We start from the raw sequence: 19,908 nt of genomic DNA, 5'->3' as shown, positions 1-19,908 counted from the left end.
CTCAAACCTTCCTATTCGGCTGCCTTGCTGGGTGTCGTCTCAAGCGGTGCGAATGTATCGAGTATCGCGCGCCTGGATGTATCTTTATGTGAAAAGAGGAGCCTGACGCGCTCCATTGCGAGATAGATGACCGGCGTCGAATAGATGGTGATCAGCTGGCTGAACAGGAGCCCGCCGATGATTGAAATACCGAGCGGATTGCGCAATTCGGAGCCTGTGCCGGTGCTGAGAGCGAGCGGCAGGGCGCCGAACAAAGCCGCGAGCGTCGTCATCATGATGGGGCGGAAACGCAGGAGTGAGGCTTTGACGATGGACTCATAGGGGGAAAGCCCTTCTTCCCGTTCGGCCTCGAGCGCGAAATCGATCATCATGATCGCGTTTTTCTTCACAATGCCCATCAACAGGATGATGCCGATGAGGCCGATCAGCGACAGATCCATATGGAAGATCATCATGGCGACGAGTGCGCCGACACCCGCCGAGGGGAGGGTGGACATGATGGTGATCGGATGGATCGCGCTTTCATAGAGCACGCCGAGCACGATATAGATGGCGACGGCCGCCGCGAGAATGAGCCAGGGTTCGCCCGCGAGCGAGCTTTCGAATTCGGCCGCATCTCCCGCATAGGTTGCCGAAATCGAATCCGGCATGCCGATCCTGCTGCGCGCCGCTTCGACGACCTTGACCGCATCACTGAGCGAGGCACCGGGCGTGAGATTGAAGCTCACGGTCACCGCCGGAAATTGGGCGAGATGTCCGATCGCGAGCGGCGCGAGCGAACGGCGCAGGGTGACGAAGGCGCTGAGCGGAACCTGTGTCTTCGAGGAAAAACCGGATGTGGTGGTGACGGCTCCGGTGGCGCTGGTCGAGGAATTGGTTGTGCCGGCAGCATCGGCGGAAATATAGAGCCGGTCGAGGATACGCGGGTCATCCTGATATTCGTGCTTGGCTTCCAGAACGACGCGATATTGATTGGCCTGACCGTAAATGGTGGAAACCTGCCGTTGGCCGAAGGCATCATAGAGCGTGTCGTTGATGTTCTGCATCGAGACGCCGAACCGGCCCGCCTTTTCCCGATCGACATCGAGGAAGACCTGCAGTCCGCCTTCCTGGGCTTCCGACCCGACTTCCCGGAGAATAGGGCTTTTCCGGAGTTCCGCGACGAGCTTGTCAGTCCAATCGAGAACCTCGGACATATTGGTGCCGGTCAGCGTATATTGATATTGCGCGCGGCTTGCCTGCGTCGTGATCTGAATATCCTGCACATTCTGGAAATAGAGCGTCGCATCGGTCATTTGCGCGAATTTTTCGCGCAGACGGTCGATGATCACCGAGGCATTGGCGCGGCCGCTGTCGCGCGGCTTCAGGATAATGGTCAGATGGCCGGCATTGGGTGTCGTGTTGAGCGTGCTGACGCCAGTGACCGCGACGACGTCGGCGACATCGGGATCGGAACGGATCGTCTCGACCACACGGGTTTGCAGACGTCCCATTTCGTCGAAGGAGATCGTCGGAGAGGCTTCGACGATGGCGGTGATCAGTCCGGTATCTTCGGTTGGCAGAAAGCCTTTGGGAATGACGATATAGAGCCAGATGGTGGCGATCATGATGAGCGTGCTGACGATCAGCATCATTGTCTGGTGCCGCAAAACGGCGACGAGGCTCTTGTGATAGCCCTCGATCACCCAATCGGTGAAACGGTCGAGCGCGCCGGCGATACCGCGCGGGGCATGGGCCTTTTCTCCGTTTTCGTCATCATGCGGGCGGGCGCGCAGAAGATGACCGCACATCATCGGCGTCAGGGTCAGGGAAATGAAGGCCGAGACGACGACGGCAATCGTCAGCGTCATCGCGAATTCGCGGAACATCCGTCCGACGATGCCGGTCATGAATAGGAGCGGGATGAAGACCGCGATGAGAGAGATCGTCAAGGAAATGACGGTGAAGCCAATTTCCTTCGCGCCTTTCAGTGCGGCGGTGAGCGGCCTTTCGCCCTGCTCGATATAGCGGACGATGTTTTCGATCATCACGATCGCATCGTCGATGACGAAGCCGGTGCCGATAGTCAGCGCCATGAGCGACAGATTGTCGAGGCTGAAGCCCACGAGCCACATGACGGCGAAGGTCGCGACGAGCGACAGGGGCAGAGCGACGCCGGCCACGATCGTCGCCCGGAACGTGCGCAAAAACAACAGCACGACGATAATGACGAGACCGATCGACAGGAGGAGTGTGAACTGGACATCGTCGATCGACGCGCGGATCGTTTCCGTGCCGTCATGCACGACGGTCATCGTGACGCCGCTCGGCAGCACTTTCTGCAGGCGGACGATCTCATCCTTCACCCTTGCCACCGTGTCGACGATATTGGCGCCGGGCTGGCGCTGGACGTCGATGATGACGGCGGGGCGGCCCTGGTACCAGCCGGCGACCTTGTCGTTTTCCAGGCCCTCGACAACATCGGCCACGTCGGTGACAAAGACAGGCGCATTGTTGCGGTAGGTGACGACGACTTCCTTATAGGTGTCGGCCGAGGTCAATTGGTCGTTGGCGGCGAGCGTATAGGATTGCTGCGGCCCGTCGAGGGAGCCTTTGGAGCCGGCAACATTGGAATTGGCGATGGAGGTGCGCAGATCCTCAAGGCCGATGCCATAGCTTGCAAGCCGGGCGAAATCCGCCTGGATGCGAATTGCCGGGCGCATATTACCCTGAATTCCGACATGGCCGACGCCGGTGAGCTGCGAAAGCCGTTGCGCGATGAGCGTATCGCCGAGATCGGCGAGCTGCCGGATCGTCACCGTATCCGAAGTGAGAGCCAGGGTCACGACGGCGGCGGCGGCCGGATTGACCTTCGAATAGACGGGCGGATAGGGCAGATTCCTCGGCAGGGTGGAATTGGCGGCGTTGATGGCCGCCTGGACATCCTGTGCCGCACCGTCGATATCGCGGTCGAGCGCGAATTGCAGTGTGATCTGCGACAGGCCGAAGCCGCTCGACGACGACATTCTGGTCAGGGAGGGGATTTGGCCGAGCTGGCGTTCGAGTGGCGCCGTGACCAGCTTCGCCATCGTGTCCGGATCGGCGCCGGGCAGTCTCGTGGTGACCTGGATCGTCGGGAAATCGACCTGTGGCAGGGCTGAAACCGGCAGGAAGAAATAGCCGAGCAGGCCGGTCAGCAAAGTCGCGACGGCGAGCAGTGAGGTCGCGATCGGCCTTTGAATGAAAAGCGCCGAGACATTCATTGGGTGGCGCTCGGGGGAGCGCCCGGCGCGTGGCCGTCGCTCTGGTTCTCGGCGACAGGCGCCCCCATGCCGGCGCGGCGCTTGCCGCGCGGAGGCATGGCGCTGATCTGATGCAAAGCGGTTTCCGTGCCGACGAGCGTTTGATCTTCGGCGGCATTGACCTTTGCGCCGTCGGACAGTCGGGCAAATCCCGTCGTGACCACATGATCGCCGGAGGCAAGCCCCGTGAGAATCACGGCTTGCTGATCATCCTGCTGACCGATGGTGACCGGTCGCACCACCGCCTTATCCTCCTTCAACAGATAGACGAAGGGGCCGGTCGGGCCGCGTTGCAAAGCCGTGGCGGGCACCACCAGCGCCTGTTTCAGGGTTTCGATGCGCAGCCGCACATTGATGAAGGAGCCGGGCCAGATCTGCAGATTTTCGTTGGGGAAGCGGGCCTTGAGCTGCACGGTTCCCGTCGTCTGGTCGATTGTATTGTTGACGACGGAGAGGACACCCGTATCGATGACATGCTCGCCGCTGGCGTCAAGCGCTTCGACGACGAGGCCGCCGCCGTTTTTCTTCGCGGCGGTTGCCGTATTGATGCGGTCGAGCTGCTGCTGCGGTACGGTGAAGACGATTGCGATCGGCTGAAGCTGTGCGACGGTCACGATGCCTGTCGAATCGGACGCATGAACGAGATTCCCGGCATCGACGTTACGCAGGCCCGTGCGGCCGTCGATGGGAGAGCGGATATCGGTATAATTCAGGGTCGTGCGTGCGCTGTTGATGGCGGCGGTGTCATATTGCACCAAGGCTTCATATTGGGCGACGGAAGCGCGCTGTGTATCGAGCTGCTGTTTGTTGACCGCATTGGTCGCGGCAAGCTTCTGATAGCGTTCGAGGTCGAGCCTTGCATTGGCGAGTTGCGCCTCGTCCTGCGCCTTTTTCGCGACGGCTTGATCATATTGCGCCTGGTAAAGCGACGGATCGATCTTGGCGAGAAGATCGCCGGCCTTCACGGTCTGGCCTTCGTCGAAATAGAGTTTTAGAAGAACCCCATCGACTTGCGAGCGGGCGAGCACGGAATTCCAGGCGCGGCCGGATCCGATCCCGTCGATAAAGACAGGCACGTCGCGGGTGACGACGGGGGCCGTCAGAACCGGAACCGCCGTGCTGTCCGAGCTGGGACGTGGTCCGCCGGCCCGCCGGCTTGCGCGGGGGGAGTCCTGCGTCGCGGGGGGCTGCGTGAAATGGCTGGTGACGACCGGTGCCAGCAGCACGATCACTCCCGCGATCGCAGCCAGCCAGAAGAAACCGCGCAACAATCTCTTCATCGGCCTTTGTCCCCCATCGCCTCAGTCTTCATTCGCTCGTCGGTGCTGGACGCCGTCTTGTGCATATCGGCTTCCGCCGTCTTCGTCGTGGCCATACCGGCGCGGTTCGCCTCGGTCTTCTGAGCTTGGTTCGTCAGGGTCTGGCTCGCCGTTGTTTGGCTCTGAGGCCAGCCGCCTCCCAGTGCCTGATAGAGTGTCACGGCTGCCTGCAGCAGGCTGAGATGCACCTGGGCTGATGTATCCCGCGTATTGAACAAGGTTTGCTGGGCCTGGAGCACGGTCGTGTAATCGACGGTCCCGGCCCGCAACTGATCTTCGGCAAGCGTAAGCGCCTTCTGCGAGGCTATGAGCGAGGTTCCGAGCAGCCGTTCCTGCTCACTGAGGTCACGAATGCTGATCAGCGCCTTTTCCACATCGGTGAAAGCGGAAACGATGGCCTTGCGGTAATCCGCCAATAATTCTTCCTGGCGGCCTTTCGCCTGATCATAATCGGCGCTCAGAAGTCCCGCATTGAAGATGGGTTGGGTGAGACCGGCAGACAAGGAATAGAGGCCGGAGGATGGCTGGAACAGGGTTTTCAGGGCAAGGCTTTGGAAGCCGCCCTGGCCGGTGAGCTGAATCTGCGGGAAAAAGGCCGCGCGCGCCGCGACGACACTTGCATGGGCCGAAGCGAGCTGCGCCTCGGCCGACTGAACGTCCGGCCTCTGGGTCAGGACTTCGGAGGGCAGGCCCGGTGCGATCTTCGGCATGGTGACATCGGTCAGCCGCTGACTCTTGATGATGATGCTTTCCGGCACACGGCCGAGGAGCAGGCCGAGCGCGACGCGGTTCTGGTCGCTGGTCAATTGCAGCGGTGGGATCGCCGCACGCACATTGGCGACAAGCGCTTCCTGCTGCGCGAGATCGAGTGCGTTGGCCGTGCCGAATTTGACCCTGTCCTGAATGATGGTGAGGATACGCGTGGCGGACTTGAGATTTTCGTGCTGGTTGTAAATGCGTTCGCGTGCGCCGAGGACGGCGAGATAAGTGGTTGCCGTATTGCTGAGTGCCGTCAGCGAGACCGTATCATGATCCCAGCGGTTGTAATTCGCCGTCTCGATCGCGGCCTGCAGCTTGGCGCGGTTCATGCCCCAGATATCGATGATGTAGCTCGCCTGCATATTGGTAACGAGAACCGTGCGCGGCTTGATCGAACTGACGTTGGTGTTGGTGATATTGGCGTATTGCGACCGTGTGACGGTATCGCTGGCGGTCAGGGTCGGCAAAAGGGCGGTGCCAGCGACGCGGGCCGCGGCATCGGCCTGGATGATGCGGCTGGTGGCGGCGGCAATATCGAAATTGCTGGCGGCGGTCTCTTCCATGAAACCGGCCAATTCTCTGGAGCGGAAACTGCGCCACCATTCTTCCGCCGGAAGGTCGCGGCGCTTGCCCGGCCCGCCGGAACTGTAGCTCGTCGGCACACTCATCATGAGATCGGGCATTTCGGTGGCGGGAACGCAGCCGCCGAGCCCTATCGAGAGAAGCCCGCTCGTAACAAGTCCACCCGTAAGGAATCCCGGGGCGCGCAACCCCTTCGTGGCGGATCGTGCCGCTAGTCGATGGAAAAACGTGGAGAAGCCAACAGGACGGTTGGAGAAAGGCGCATGCCGAAAGATGGCTCTGCACGCCGGGGTCAGCTCTCTCCCCGGCAGGCGCCCTAGTCTCGACATGCCCGCAATGCTCCCCAACTTAACCAAGCGCGACCATGGCGCGTCCGCGAAACTCAGACAAATATCTATTTTTTAATGTTCAGGGCAATGCCGTTGGTGACACTATGATAGTTTTACTAACGGCTCCCGCATAGCATGTAATATGTCTAACTACACGTTTTTCGTGCGGGCCGGATCTGTGTCCAGGCGTTTCTTTCGACCGCTTGCGCTGCAACGGGTCGATCTTGGGCAAGAAAATTGTCCATCAAAATAATGTGTCATCCAGCCTCGCGGTGTGGCCCGCTCAACAAGCGTTTTGAAAGGCCTTTTGATAACAGATTCATAACAGTCTGTCGGTCGTCATACAGATTTGATCTGTATAAAATTGTCAAAAAACTTCGCTTTGTTTGAACGGATAATTTCTATTATTCCTTTCACAAGTGAAAGACGGCCTGTGGGCTGTCAAAGCAATATATTTTAAAGAATAGGAGGGAGGCCTCCATGCTTAAATTGCATGTGAATGGACGCGACTGGTCTTATGACGGCGATCCTGAAATTCCACTGCTTTGGGTTTTACGTGACGAATTCGGTTTGACGGGCACGAAATTCGGCTGCGGTGCCGGATTATGCGGTGCCTGCACCGTGCATGTCGATGGCGAGGCGCAACGCGCCTGCACCATGCAGGTGAGCGATGCCGAGGGCCATGCGATTGTAACCATAGAAGGTCTCGATTCCAAAGGCGAGCATCCGGTGCAGAAAGCCTGGCGCCAACTCAATGTACCACAATGTGGCTATTGTCAGGCCGGGCAGATCATGCAGGCGGCGGCCTTCCTCGCCAAGACGCCCAATCCCACGCGCGATGACATCCATGGGGCGATGTCCGGCAACATTTGCCGTTGCGGCTGCTACGAACGGATCGAGGCGGCCATTCATCTCGCGAGCACGGGAGTCTGAGATGGGTTTCGTCGATAACAAACACCTTTCCAGCGCCGTCATGCAGCCTGACCAGGTATCGCCGGACCAAGGCCGGCGCAGCTTTCTTCAAGGCGTGCTCGCAGCCGGCGGCTGTATCCTTGCCGTTGACCTTCTGCCCGCCCGGGCCGGCGCAGCGCCGGCCGCCGTCATCAAGACCGGCGCTGACGCCATGTCCGTCTTCAAGACGGGCGCAGACGCGATGCCACATGGCACCGTCAATAATCCGCATGTCTTCATCACCATCGATCCTTCCGGAAAAGTGACGATCATTGCCGCGCGGGTGGAAATGGGCACGGGCGCCGCGCGCACCAGCCTGCCGCTGATCATCGCCGATGAGATGGAGGCTGACTGGAATCATGTTGTCATCCGTCAGGGGCATGGCGACGAAACCTATTTCGGCAATCAGGATACTGACGGCTCCCGCAGTGTGCGGCATTTCTTCATGCCGATGCGCCAGACCGGCGCCGCCATGCGGGCCATGCTCGTGGCTGCCGCGGCGCGGCGCTGGAACGTGCCTGCGAGCGAGGTACGGGCGGAAAATCATCAGGTGCTGCACGCCGCCTCTGGCCGCAAATTGTCCTATGGTGATCTCGCCGGTGATGTCGCCAAAATGCCGGTGCCCGCGGCCGAGACCCTGACGCTGAAGCAGCCGGAAGAATTCCGCTATATCGGCAAGGGGCGGATCGGCATGGTCGATCTGTTCGATATCACGACCGGCCGTGCGCCTTACGGGATTGATACGCGCCTTCCGGGCATGAAATATGCCGTTATCGCAAGGCCTCCGGTGGTCGGCGGCAAGCTCGTTTCCTTCGACGCCACGGAGGCCCTGAAGGTCCCGGGCGTCGAGAAGGTTCTGGAAGTGCAGGGCTGGCCCTGGCCTTCGAAATTCCAGCCGGTAGGCGGGGTCGCTGTGATCGCGCGCAATACCGGCGCGGCGATCAAGGGCCGCGAGGCGCTGAAGATCACATGGGATGACGGCCCGAACGCAACCTATGATTCCGAAGCCTATCGCAAGGAAATCACGGCGACGGCGCAAAAGCCCGGGCTGGTCGTGCGCAATGACGGTGATGCCGATGCGGCCTTCGCCAAGGCCGCGCGGGTGATCACCGCCGATTATTATCTACCGCATCTGGCGCATGTCTCCATGGAGCCGCCCTGTGCCACCGCCGTCGTCGCCGATGGCAAATGCGAGGTCTGGGCTCCGGTGCAGAGTCCCGGCAATACATTCGAGGAACTGGTCAAGACGCTCGGCCTGCCGCCCGAGGCCGTGAAGGTCAATGTTACGCTGCTCGGCGGCGGTTTCGGGCGCAAATCCAAATGCGATTTCGTTCTCGAGGCCGCCCTCATCGCCCGCGACGTCAAGGCGCCTGTCAAGCTTGTCTGGACCCGCGACGATGACATCCGCCACGATTTCTATCATACGGTTTCGGCGGAGCATCTCGAAGCCGCGATCGACGCGGGCGGCAAGGTCGTGGGATGGCGTCATCGCAGCGTCGCCCCGCCCATCGGCTCGACCTTCGCCGCCGGTGTAACGCATGAGATCCCCATCGAACTCGGCATGGGCTTTGTCGATCTGCCTTATGATATCGCCAATATCCGCTGCGAGAATGGCGAAGCGCAAGCGCATACACGGATCGGATGGTTCCGTTCGGTCTCGAACATCCCGCATGGTTTCGCCGTGCAGAGCTTTTCCGCTGAACTCGCTCACGCGCTCGGCCGTGATCCCAAAGATTTCCTGCTGGATCTGATCGGACCGGCACGCATCGTCGATCCACGCGCGACGGCGGAAAAATTCTGGAATTATGGCGAGCCTTTCGAGACTTATCCGATCGATACCGGCCGTTTGCGCCATGTGGTCGAACTGGTGGCGGAAAAGGCGGGATGGGGCCGTAAATTGCCGCAAGGCCATGGGCTTGGCATTGCCGTGCACCGCAGTTTCGTGAGCTATATCGCGACAGTGGTGGAAGTGGCGGTCGATGCCAGGGGCAATCTCAGCGTGCCGCGTGTCGATACGGCGATTGATTGCGGCGCTTTCGTCAATCCCGAACGCATCCGCTCGCAGATCGAGGGGGCGGCGGTCATGGGCCTGAGCCTCGCCAAATATGGCGCACTCACTTTCAAGAACGGGCGGGCGGAACAAGCCAATTTCGATGATTTTCCGGTGATCCGGATCGATGAGGCGCCGCAGGTCACCCATACCCACATCGTCGACAGCGGCTATAACGTGCCGCCGAGCGGTGTTGGCGAGCCGGGTGTTCCGCCTTTCGCGCCGGCTTTGTGCAATGCCATTTTCGCGGCGACCGGCAAGCGGCTACGCCAGATGCCGATCGGCGATCAGTTGGCGATCTGAGCCGCGCGGGAAATAGGCGCGTGGCGTCGCGCGCCTATTTCCCGCTGACGGCTGCGTCGTAATAATGCGTGTCGAAAAGATCCGTCAGGCTCGGGATGCTGTCGAGCGTTCCGATCTTCTTCTGGAAATTGAGCATCGTCTGTGTCGCCTCCATGATCGCATGGGGATCGGCGACGAAATGGGTGGCCGGCGAGACGAGGGCCTTGCGGATCAGGGCGAGATCGAGCATGCCCTTGCCGAGGCTCGACTGGATGAGGGGAGCTGCCTTGTCCGGGTCTTTCTGCAGCAGATCGACGCCACGGATGACACCTTTGACGAGGGCGCTGACGGCGGCGGGATTTTTCGCCGCGAAATCGCTCGACACGGCGACGACCGTGCCTGGCTGGCCCGGCAGGAGTTCATTGCCGAGAGCCAGGATTTTGATGCCGGGATCGCGTTGCTGGGCGACGGTCAGGATCGGCTCGCGGATTGTCGAGGCTTCGACCGAATTGCCGAGCAGGGCCTGCGTCGCGCCATCGATTCCGAGCGACACGATCCGGACATCGTCGGGATCAACATGGGCGACCTCGCTCAGCCAGTAATTGAGATTGGTGCTTGGAACCGAGCCCTGAGGCTGCGTCGCGATCCGAACAGGTTTGCCGGTCTCCTGCCGGAAAGCCTTGAACAATTCCGCAGGTGACACATTCGGCTTGATCCGGGGCGCGAATTTCGAGCTCGTGACGAGTACATTTTCCGCCGTTGCCGTCGCGGCGACGACACGCAGGTCAATGCCATGGGCGCGGCCGACCGCGACCGGCGCTATGCCTGCGACATGGATGTCGATCGTGCCGCTCGCCGCTGCCTGCATGATATCGGGGCCGGATTCGAATTTCAGCAGATTGACCTTGAGACCCGCTTCCTCGAACCAGCCCTGCTTCTCGGCAATATAGACCGGAGCGGCACCGAGCACGGGAATGACGCCCGCGCGCGCGGCGACGGTTTCGGCGCGGACGCCGGTGACGCCAATGGCAGTCGACGCGAGAACGCCAAGACCAAGTTCGCGCCGGGTCAGGTAAGTCATGTGCGGCTCCACTACAGGGGGATGTCGGGAAGGTCGGGGAACGGCCGACGCTCGCGGGGCCATCGACGCGTAACGGGTCATTTTCTCCTGTAGATCGCCGGAAAAAATGTGTCAACGCCGGTAGGCCGACAGGTGGTGGATGCCGGGCATCAGGATCGCTCATCAAGCACTCGGTGAGCGATCCCAAAGCGTTTCGGATATATCCAGAAACGCTCCATTCAAAAAATAGAGCATTTTCAAGTATAGTGAATCGCAAGGCGATTCGACGTTATCGGCAAAGGCTCTAGGGTTTCAGGAAAGCCGATGTCAGACCGTTTGCGGTGTGCGGAGATGGTCCTGTGTATGCGCGCTTTGCCTTTGTTTATAGGCCTCGATATTACGGTATTGCGCGGCCGGATGATTGGCTGGCAGAGTGGGCCCATCGCCGAAAAGTTTCTCGCGCAAGGTTCCTTCACGATAGGCGGTTTGATAAACGCCGCGTTTTTGTAATTCCGGTACCAGATAGTGGACGACCTTCTCGAAACTTTCCGGCGTTACTGCATAGGCCAGATTGAAACCGTCGACATCGGTCTCCTCGACCCATTCCTGCAAAATATCGGCGATTGTCTCGGCCGAGCCGGCAAAGGCGAGACCGAGCCCGCCGACGCCGCCCCAGCGGGCGAGTTCCTCGATGGTCCAGGCTTTCTCTCCATTGGTCAGGTTCTCGACCAGGGAGATGATGGCATTGGTTTCGACCTTTTCGACGAGATCGTTCGGCGTATATTTGCTGAAATCGATGCCGCTCCATCCCGACATGAACACGAGCGAGCCATCGTAGGACGCATAACTCTGATAGTCCCTGAAAAGCGCCTCGGCCTTGGCATCCGTTTCGTCGACGATGAGCGTGACGAGATTGTAGACGAGTAGCTTGCGTGGATCACGTCCGGCAGCGGCTGCCTGCCGGCGTATATCGGAGACATAGGCTTTCAGAATCGATTTTGTCGGCGCGGCAACGAAAACACATTCGGCATGTTCGGCGGCGAATTTCTTGCCGGCGCCGGAAGCGCCCGCCTGATAGAGCAGGGGGGTGCGCTGTGGCGAAGGTTCGCAGAGGTGATAGCCCGGCACATCGAAAAATCTGCCCTTGTGGGCAATCTCATGGACTTTCTCGGGATTGGTGAAAATACGCTTCTCGCGGTCGCGGACCACAGCGCCATCCTCCCAGCTCCCTTCGAGAAGCTTGTAAATGACCTCGACATATTCGCCGGCGACCTCATAACGGGTGTCATGTTGAGGAAGCCCGTCCTGCCCGATATTGCGCGCGCCGCTTTCGAGGTAGGATGTCACGATATTCCACCCGACGCGTCCCCTGGTGAGATGGTCGGCGGTCGAAAGCCGCCGCGCAAATGTATAGGGATGTTCAAAGGACGTCGAGGCGGTGATGCCGATGCCGAGATGTTTGGTGACGAAAGCGATGGGTGCCGCCAGCTGCAGGGGATCATTGACGGGGATTTGCGCCGCCTGTTGGATCGCGTGATAATTCGATCCTTTGTAGACGTCGTAATAGCCGATGACATCGGCAATGAAAATGCCGTCGAAAAAGCCGCGTTCCAGCGTGACCGCCAGTTCCGTCCAATATTCGATGTCCTTGTATCGCCAGGAATTGTCACGGGGATGCGCCCACAGCCCGGGTGACTGATGTCCGACACAATTCATGTCGAAGGCATTGAAACGGATCTGACGTGACAAATTGCTCTCCCTGGAATGGAGCGTTCGCTGGATTGCCAGAATAGTATATAAAAAATATAAAAATAATAGCCTTTAATGATCGGCCCCGCTATTTTCCGCTGTCGTGCTCCAGGCGCACGACAGCGTGCTTACCGAATGTTCCAGAGTGCGATGCCAGAACGTCATGGAGACAATGCGCCAATGATGACGCCATCAGCATCTGTAGAAAAATATTCTCGATTATTGTGTGTATATGGAATGTATTTCTCCAGAAGGCGGTATTTGCGAAACAAATCATCTTTTCTGTCGCGAAAGACTGCGTCGTTTCAGTGAAAATGCCGAATGTGCCCAGAAATCGCAGCCGTTAAATAGATAAATATAAAATAAAAACAATAAATTAAGCTTAATCTTGACAAATATATTTATTCCATCAAATTTATATAAAAATAGATTTTATGAGCCGTCTCCACGATGGCGAAGGTGGAAGTGTAGCGAAGGTCGATATGCAACGGCGATGGTTCCCCCTGATCGGGGCGCTCATGTTTTATGGTTTGGGTACCGCGATTGCGTTTGAGCTGACTCTTGGGCCGGCTCTTGGGCAGACTGCCGCGACGCATGTCGAGGATGTGGTTGTGACGGCGCCAACGCAATCCTTGTCGGAAGAGCAGGCGACAGCGCTGCAATCGGTTCCCCAGGCTGCCACTGTCATTACGCAGGACCAGATAGAGGCTCAGCAGATCACCAACCTCCAGCAGGCGAAAAGCCTGGTTCCGGGGGTGAATATGAAAGTCTTGAACATACAGAACAATGCTTTCAATATTCGCGGCTTCGGTAATGCCACGGGCACTTCGATCTCGGCCTCTCCCTCCGGTGTTCCGATCTATATCGACGGCATTTATTATCCCCGTCCCGGCACATCCTTGATGGATATTCCTGATCTCACCGGTTTTCAGGTGTTGAAAGGTCCGCAGGGCACGAGCGGAGGTTATGACAGCACCAGCGGCGCTGTCTATGTCAGCACCGCTTTGCCGAGCTTCACGGCCGGACAGAAATTGTCGGTCGGCTATGGCAGCTACAATTATGCGAATGTCAATTATTCGGCGACAGGCCCCATTGCCGATTCCAACTGGGCGGCCTTCCGTCTCAGCCTGTTTGGCGATTACAACGATGGATGGCTCTACAGCATCTATAATTCGAACCCGCAGCGTTATTTCGGCAAATTCGGCAAGGGCGTCCGTGCCCAGGTTCTCCTGCAGCCGACCAATGATCTCAGCATCAGGCTGGTCGCCGATTATTCCTTCCTTCGCTACACATGTTGTATCAGCCTGACGTCCGGGGTCATCACCAATTATGCCAATGGCCAGCCGGTCGCGAATAATTTCTTCCAGCGCGCCGCGCGCGTGGGCTACACACCGCAATCGTTCAACGGATTGCAGCGGTGGAATACGGATGTCAGCGGTACTTATGGCATCGGGCCGGGGGAGACGGCGAGCAGCGGTGGCGGCGCGGTCATCGTCAATTATAATTTCAATGGCTATGCGCTCAATTCGACGACCGCCATTCGCCAATATACCTACCAATGCCATTGGTGGAACAATACGATCATCAATGTGGATACGGCTCGCGCCGGCTGTTGGGATCCGACGTCCTGGTCCGCTCAGGAGGATTTGAGTATTGCGACGCCGAAAGGGGGCCCTGTCGATGTGAAGGCCGGCGTCTTCGTCTTCCTCGAACTGTTCCGCAGCTGGAACCAGTCATGGAATGGGTCGCAGGCGGCGGAATGGTTTTCGCCGACGAGCAATCCGGAGGTCAATGATGTCGCGCTCAATTGGGCGAAGCAGAACAGCTATGACATGGTCTCGACACGCAATGTTTCGCCCTATGCTCAGGCGATATGGCATGCGACGGAAGAGTTCGAGATGACCTTTGGATTGCGGTTTACCGAGAGCTGGAAATCCGGTTTCGCCACGGGGACCATCACTGGACAATCGGGTGCGGGGCTTTCTGCTGCCGATCAGGCTCTCGCCCAGCAGGTCCGCTCCAGCGTCTTCGGCGCGCCCGCCTCTTGGAGCCAATATATCAGTTCGACTCAAGGGTTGCTCACCGGACTTGTGAGCGCCTCCTATAAATTCACACCAGATGTCATGGGTTATGCGACCTATGCTCATGGCGGTCGCCTGGGCGGCCCTAATGTCAGCTATGGCTATCTGCCGCAAGGGGCGCAATCCGTCATCAAAAACGAGGAAACCGACAGCTATGAAATCGGTTTGAAAACGAGTTTCCTCGATAATCGTGTGCAGGCGAATGTCGCCGCCTTTTTGATCGATGACCGGAATTACATTACACCCGTCGCGCAGATCCTCAATGTCGGCACGACGATCTCTTATGTCGCCAATGCACCAAGGGCACGATCGCGCGGTTTCGAACTGGATCTCCGGGCGCGCCCCATCGATGAGCTGAATGTCTATTTCAACGGGTCCTACAATGACGCGCGCTATACGTCCTTTCCTTCTGCGCCCTGTCCCTTTGAATATAGTTTTCAGTCTTCCTGCAATCTGACGGGCAAACCCTTGTCCTTCACGCCACGCTGGGCTTTCTCTGTCGGCGCGGAATATGATCTCGATCTTGGAATCGCCCTGCCGGCTCTCTATGCCAATGCGGTGACATTTTTCGTCGGCCCGGATTTCAGTTGGCAAAGCGCGACTTATTCGGGCGATTTCGGCGAGAATGCCAATTCAGCCTACAGCGTCATCAGCGGTTACGGCATCCTCAATTTGCATGGCGGTCTCAAGGCCAATGATGGCAGCTGGAATCTCACCGGCTGGGCCCACAACGCGCTCGATCACCGCTATTATCTGTATAAATCGGCGAATTACGTCGGTTCGGGTCTGGTCGGCGGTGTGCCGGGCCAGCCCTTGATGGCCGGGGCGACCTTCACGTTGAAATTCTGAACCGGTTCTTCGGTGACAGAGCTGCCGCTCCGCGGCGGACTACCGAAGCGAAGGCTGCGAAACAAGATAATTGGGGGTCAGCCGTGCTGGGAGAATGGCAGGGGCGCTGCGCCGGTGTCACGCTGTTTCAGCGCATACATGACCTTGTGTGCCAGCCCCTGCCGGTCGAAAGGCTTCTGGATGATCCTCTCCTCGGCAACCTCTTTGATGGCGGTGAGATCGGCATAGCCGGTGATGAAGAGGATGGGCAGATCCGGCAGGCGGTCCTGCACGGCGCTGGCGACTTCCACGCCGTTCATGCCGGGCATGGCGAAATCCACGAGCAGCAGGTCGATCTTCGTGGTTTTGTCGAGATAGGCCAGAGCGGCGGGCCCGCTGCCGGCCTCGATAACCTTATAGCCCAGTTCGATCAGGACATGCGCCGTGATCTCGCGGACGGCAGCATCATCATCCACAAGCAGGATGGTCGATGTCTGTTCATGGCCCTTGTCGATCGTCTTCAGCGCCAAGGTTTCGTCGGCACCGGTGGCCATGGGTTCGGCGCGCGGCAGATAGACGGTGACTGTGGTGCCGACACCTTCCTCCGTATCGATCGCCACGCCACCGCCTGATTGTGTCGCGAAACCATAGACCTGCGGCAGTCCGAGGCCTGATCCCTTGCCGATCGGTTTGGTGGTGAAAAAGGGTTCGAAGACGCGCGCCTTCACGGTCTCGCTCATGCCGCAGCCGATATCGGCGACGGATAAAGTGACATAATCGCCGGCATTGGCGGGTTCTCCCATCTGCCGTGTCGCCTTTTGCGGGAGAATGAGATTGCCCGTGGTGATCGTCAAGGTGCCGCCGTCCGGCATGGCGTCGCGCGCATTGATGGCGAGATTGAGCAGCACCAGTTCGATCTGCGAGCCGTCGGCGAGGGCGGACCAGAGATCGGCTCCTGGACGCCACTCGACCGAAACGGCGCCGCCGAGCGCGCCCTGGAGGAGTTCCCGAACCGCGAAGATCGTCTCGTTGAGATCGATCGGTTTTGGTTGCAGGCGTTGGCGGCGGGAAAAGGCCAGCAATTGACTGGTGAGCTTGGCGCCGCGTTCGCCTGCGAGCCGCATATTGGAAAGACGCCGGAGGATTTTGGGGTCGCATGTCATCGGCGAAGCGCCGACGATATCGCAGGATTTCGGCTCTCGCATGGATGTATCGAGAAGGTCGAGATTGCCGAGGATCACTGTCAGCAGATTGTTGAAGTCATGGGCGATGCCGGATGTCACCTGGCCAATCGCCTCGATTCTCTGCGCCTGCGCGAGCTGTGCCTGAACTTTCGACCGTTCGTCGATTTCCTCCTTGACCTGAATATTGGCGGCGGCGAGCTCGGCGGTCCGTTCGGCGACGAGACGTTCGAGTTCCTGCTCGTGGTGGGCGATGACTTCCCGCGCCACGATCAGATCATGAATATCGGTGCAGGTGCCGAGCCAGTAGATGATCGTTCCGGATGCGTCTCGGACCGGCATGCCGCGTGTCTTGAACCAGCGATAGACGCCATCGTAGCGGCGCAACCGATATTCGACATCATAAGGCTGATGGCTGCGAAGCGCATCGGACCAATGACGATCTGTCTTTTCCCGATCGTCTGGATGGAGGCAATCCATCCAATGAGATCCCAATTGGTCCTTTTCCTGGCATCCCGTATAGGCGAGCCATTGCGGACTCACATAATTGCAATAACCGTCGGGCCGCGTCGCCCAGACCAGCAGGGGCAGGGATTCGGCGAGTGTGCGATAGCGATCCTCACTCGCGCGCAGGACTTCTTCGGTGCGGTGCCGCTCGGTGACATCCATCATGATACCGATGCAGCGTTTGCGCGATGAGGCCGGATCGGAGAGAACGCGGCCGCGCCCGACGATCCAGCGAATCTCGTTCTGTGGCGTCACGAGTCTGTATTCGTATTCAAAACCGCCTTTTTCCGCCATGGATGTGATCGCGGCTTTGAGCGCATCGCGATCGCTTTCATGAACCGGTGCGAAAAAATCCTCCTCACGCACGATGCGCATGACGGGCTCGCGGCCGAACAGCCGGTTCTGTTCCGCAGAGCAGAAGAATTCCCGCGCCGCCACATCCCATTCCCAGGTACCGACGAGGGCCGCGTCCTCGGCAAGCTGCATGCGCTTTTCGCTGGCGCGCACGATCGTTGCGGCTCTGTCCCATGCCGTAATATCGAGGCTGGCGCCGACGAGGCGGGAGCAGCGGCCTTCCCTGTTGTGTATCGGTTGGGCATGGATATGCAGTCGACGCAACTCGCCATCGACAGTCACCAGCCGATAATCCCGGTCGATTGCCGCTCCTGACGTGAGAGCCGCGTCGAAGGCGGCAATGACGTCCGGCCGGTCGAGCGGATGAATCGTGCTGATCATGTCGGCGAAAGTGAAGGGAAGTCGGGGATCGCGGCCGTAATGATCCTTGCAGATCGGCGAGGCGTCGAGCGCCTTCGTCGCAGCGTCGAGTTCGAAAGCTCCGAAGCGGCCGCTCTTCAGCACCAGCTGCAGCTTCGTCTCGCTGTCACCCAGCCTCACGGCCTCGGCGCGCCGGGCAAGCGCCTTTGCCGCCGTCGCGGCGAGCAATTCGGCGACATGGATCTCGTCCGCCTGCGGCTCGTGTCTCTGCGCCCAGTAGATTTCGATCCCGCCCGCGCTTCTGTTCAGGCTGGCGGCTGTGGGCGGCGTCCCCATTCCGGAAACAGGCGAGGAGCGCGCATGCATAGCATCCGCCGTTTCCATTGCCTGTGCCGGCAGAGGAAGGATCATCAGGCTGCCGATACCCGCCGGTCGATAAAGAGCGGCCGCTTCGTCAGCATGACTATCTGGGATGAAACAGGGGATGCCTTCCGCAAGCACCCTGCCGGCGGGCCCTTCGTCCGAGGAGAAACGCAACCCTTGCCACGCGGGCGCAATGCCTGATTGTTCGGCGTGATGAAAGAACGGGCCGTCGCGCAGGATGAAACTGGCACCGTCGGCGCCGATCAGGGAACAGAGAGAACTGCAGGCAAGCGCCATTAAGGCATGCGGCTCATCAAGACCGGCCAGGGTTGCCAGTGTATCGGCCACGGCGCGCCAGGCCATATTGTCCTTCCGGGTCGTGCCGGGATCCTGCTTTGTCTGTCCGAAGGTCTCGTCGTTCATCGGATTCCCAAAGGATTCCCTGTCAGCAGGGCGAAACAAGCAAGGCGGATAGGGCCGCGCTGGAAATCGAAGGAGGTGAACCGACTGAAGTATTTCGGATATATCCGAAATACTTCACTCAAACAAACAGAGCATTTTCAATTCTATGAAATCGCGAATCGATTCAAGATTGTCGGAAAATGCTCTAGCAGTGCATTTTAGCGTTGCCGTTTCCCGGGGCGACGAACCGCGCTCTGCCTTATCCCGGCATATGAGATTCGCCGATCGTCGCTTGTCCGCAATCGGCAACCAAGCAGCATGGCCGCTACGTCACCCTTGCGGGAAACCTGCTCATTTGTCCTCCCATCGATCAGACTGGATAGGATCCGTGACGAAAGCAAGGCGTATCTGTCGCCGAGCCGTGAAATAAGGCTTAATTCAGGTCGCGCAGATGCCGAAAGACGATCTCGCGCGAGACGAAGCCGGTCAAAATCGCGATCAGGCCACTTAACAGGATGATGACGGCATAGCCTTTGGGGCTGAGAGAAAAACTGCCGAAGAGAAGCTGCATCTGGTCGCCGGCTGGCGTCGCCCGCCACCATGAGGAAAAAGCTTCTCCGAAGAGGAACAGCAAAATGGTGGCGCCGCCGCCAAGCGCACCGCCGCGCAGGCCGAGGTGCAGAAACCGATATTGGAATTGCCGTGCGATATAGCCGTCGGCGGCTCCGACGAAATGCAGGACTTCGATGATTTCGCGATTGCCCGCCATGGCACCCTGTGTCGCGAAGGCGATCGCGAAGCCCATTGCGACGAGGATCAGCAGGAAAAACAGAACGGCGATGACGACGACGCTGCGGGCCATATCGTCGAGCCGCTCGAGCCAGAGCCGGTGATCGTCGAGGCTCGCCGTCGGAATTTTGGCCGCGAGCTGTTGCCGCAAGGCGGTGACGTCGAGCGGCTTTGTGCTGTCGAGCGCGATGACGATGAGGCGCGGTACGGGCAGGTCGGAGAGATCGAGTCCGGTTCCGAGCCAGGGTTGCAGCAGGGCTTCCGATTCTCCCCGTGTGAAGGCGCGCGCGTCGGCGACGCCTGGCGTTGCCCGGGCGAGCGCAAGGGCCGCCGCAGTATCCGCTTCGAGATCGTGGTTGCCGCTTGGATGCACCTGGATGGTGACCTCCCGGCTCACCTCGCCGCGCCATTCGCGCGAGGCATCGGCAATCAGCATGGCCGTGCCGGCTCCGAGCGTCGCCAGAAAGGTCATGATGGCGATGACCGTGACGAGGGAGCGCCCGGCGATCGAGGTTTTGGGCACCAGCGAGGTCTCGCGCTGGCGGCCGCCTCCGACTCTTTCACCATCCGGGGAGGACGAGGCCTCGATCAGACTGTCACGCGGGGGTGGCGGTGTCTGCTCGTCGCGTTGACGCCGGAACGCCGAAAAGGCCGGCAGAAGACGTAGGGAAAAACGCAAGG

At 59.4% G+C, this 19,908-nt stretch carries 10 protein-coding genes; 3 read left to right on the top strand and 7 right to left on the bottom strand.

The features are described from left to right. Window positions 1-11: 11 nt before the first annotated feature. From DL88_RS01640 to DL88_RS01630, 3 genes are read right to left on the bottom strand one after another with little or no spacing between them, the layout of a single operon-like run. Entirely contained in the window at window positions 12-3,242 is a 3,231-nt protein-coding gene (locus DL88_RS01640) for an efflux RND transporter permease subunit (RefSeq protein WP_034990902.1), read from the bottom strand. After that, on the bottom strand, window positions 3,239-4,561 hold the full coding sequence (locus tag DL88_RS01635; RefSeq protein ID WP_084704775.1) for an efflux RND transporter periplasmic adaptor subunit: 1,323 nt from the start codon (window positions 4,559-4,561) through the stop codon (window positions 3,239-3,241). Before DL88_RS01635 ends, DL88_RS01640 begins: the two co-directional genes overlap by 4 nt. Continuing rightward, window positions 4,558-6,129 carry an efflux transporter outer membrane subunit gene (locus tag DL88_RS01630; protein ID WP_169741518.1) on the bottom strand — a complete coding sequence of 524 codons (1,572 nt, stop codon included), beginning with the start codon at window positions 6,127-6,129 and terminating at the stop codon, window positions 4,558-4,560. Before DL88_RS01630 ends, DL88_RS01635 begins: the two co-directional genes overlap by 4 nt. A gap of 621 nt (window positions 6,130-6,750) precedes the next feature. On the opposite strand from DL88_RS01630, the gene DL88_RS01625 reads away from it, so the two are divergent. Continuing rightward, entirely contained in the window at window positions 6,751-7,203 is a 453-nt protein-coding gene (locus DL88_RS01625; RefSeq protein ID WP_034990901.1) for a (2Fe-2S)-binding protein, read from the top strand. A 1-nt stretch (window position 7,204) separates the two neighbouring features. Then, window positions 7,205-9,574 carry a xanthine dehydrogenase family protein molybdopterin-binding subunit gene (locus DL88_RS01620; RefSeq protein WP_034990899.1) on the top strand — a complete coding sequence of 790 codons (2,370 nt, stop codon included), beginning with the start codon at window positions 7,205-7,207 and terminating at the stop codon, window positions 9,572-9,574. Between the two features lie 34 nt (window positions 9,575-9,608). Here DL88_RS01620 and DL88_RS01615 read toward each other — a convergent pair whose 3' ends face one another. Both DL88_RS01615 and DL88_RS01610 read right to left on the bottom strand, forming a co-directional pair. Continuing rightward, window positions 9,609-10,634, bottom strand: a complete 1,026-nt coding sequence (locus DL88_RS01615) for an ABC transporter substrate-binding protein (protein WP_034990897.1) — start codon at window positions 10,632-10,634, stop codon at window positions 9,609-9,611. 306 nt (window positions 10,635-10,940) lie between these two features. Continuing rightward, window positions 10,941-12,362, bottom strand: a complete 1,422-nt coding sequence (locus DL88_RS01610; RefSeq protein WP_034990896.1) for an LLM class flavin-dependent oxidoreductase — start codon at window positions 12,360-12,362, stop codon at window positions 10,941-10,943. 518 nt (window positions 12,363-12,880) lie between these two features. Here DL88_RS01610 and DL88_RS01605 point away from each other — a divergent pair. Beyond that, the gene (locus DL88_RS01605) at window positions 12,881-15,292 is read left to right on the top strand and encodes a TonB-dependent receptor (protein WP_169741517.1); all 2,412 of its coding nucleotides are present in this window, start codon (window positions 12,881-12,883) and stop codon (window positions 15,290-15,292) included. Between the two features lie 77 nt (window positions 15,293-15,369). Here DL88_RS01605 and DL88_RS01600 read toward each other — a convergent pair whose 3' ends face one another. Further along, on the bottom strand, window positions 15,370-18,459 hold the full coding sequence (locus DL88_RS01600) for a PAS domain-containing protein (protein WP_051955459.1): 3,090 nt from the start codon (window positions 18,457-18,459) through the stop codon (window positions 15,370-15,372). A 412-nt stretch (window positions 18,460-18,871) separates the two neighbouring features. Continuing rightward, window positions 18,872-19,906: a cell division protein FtsX gene (locus DL88_RS01595; RefSeq protein WP_034990894.1), complete on the bottom strand. Its 1,035-nt coding sequence runs from the start codon at window positions 19,904-19,906 to the stop codon at window positions 18,872-18,874. Window positions 19,907-19,908 lie beyond the last annotated feature (2 nt).

It is taken from the genome of Beijerinckia mobilis (assembly GCF_000745425.1).
Taxonomy (GTDB): Bacteria; Pseudomonadota; Alphaproteobacteria; order Rhizobiales; family Beijerinckiaceae; genus Beijerinckia; species Beijerinckia mobilis.
This window is presented reverse-complemented; position numbering and strand designations above follow the sequence as displayed.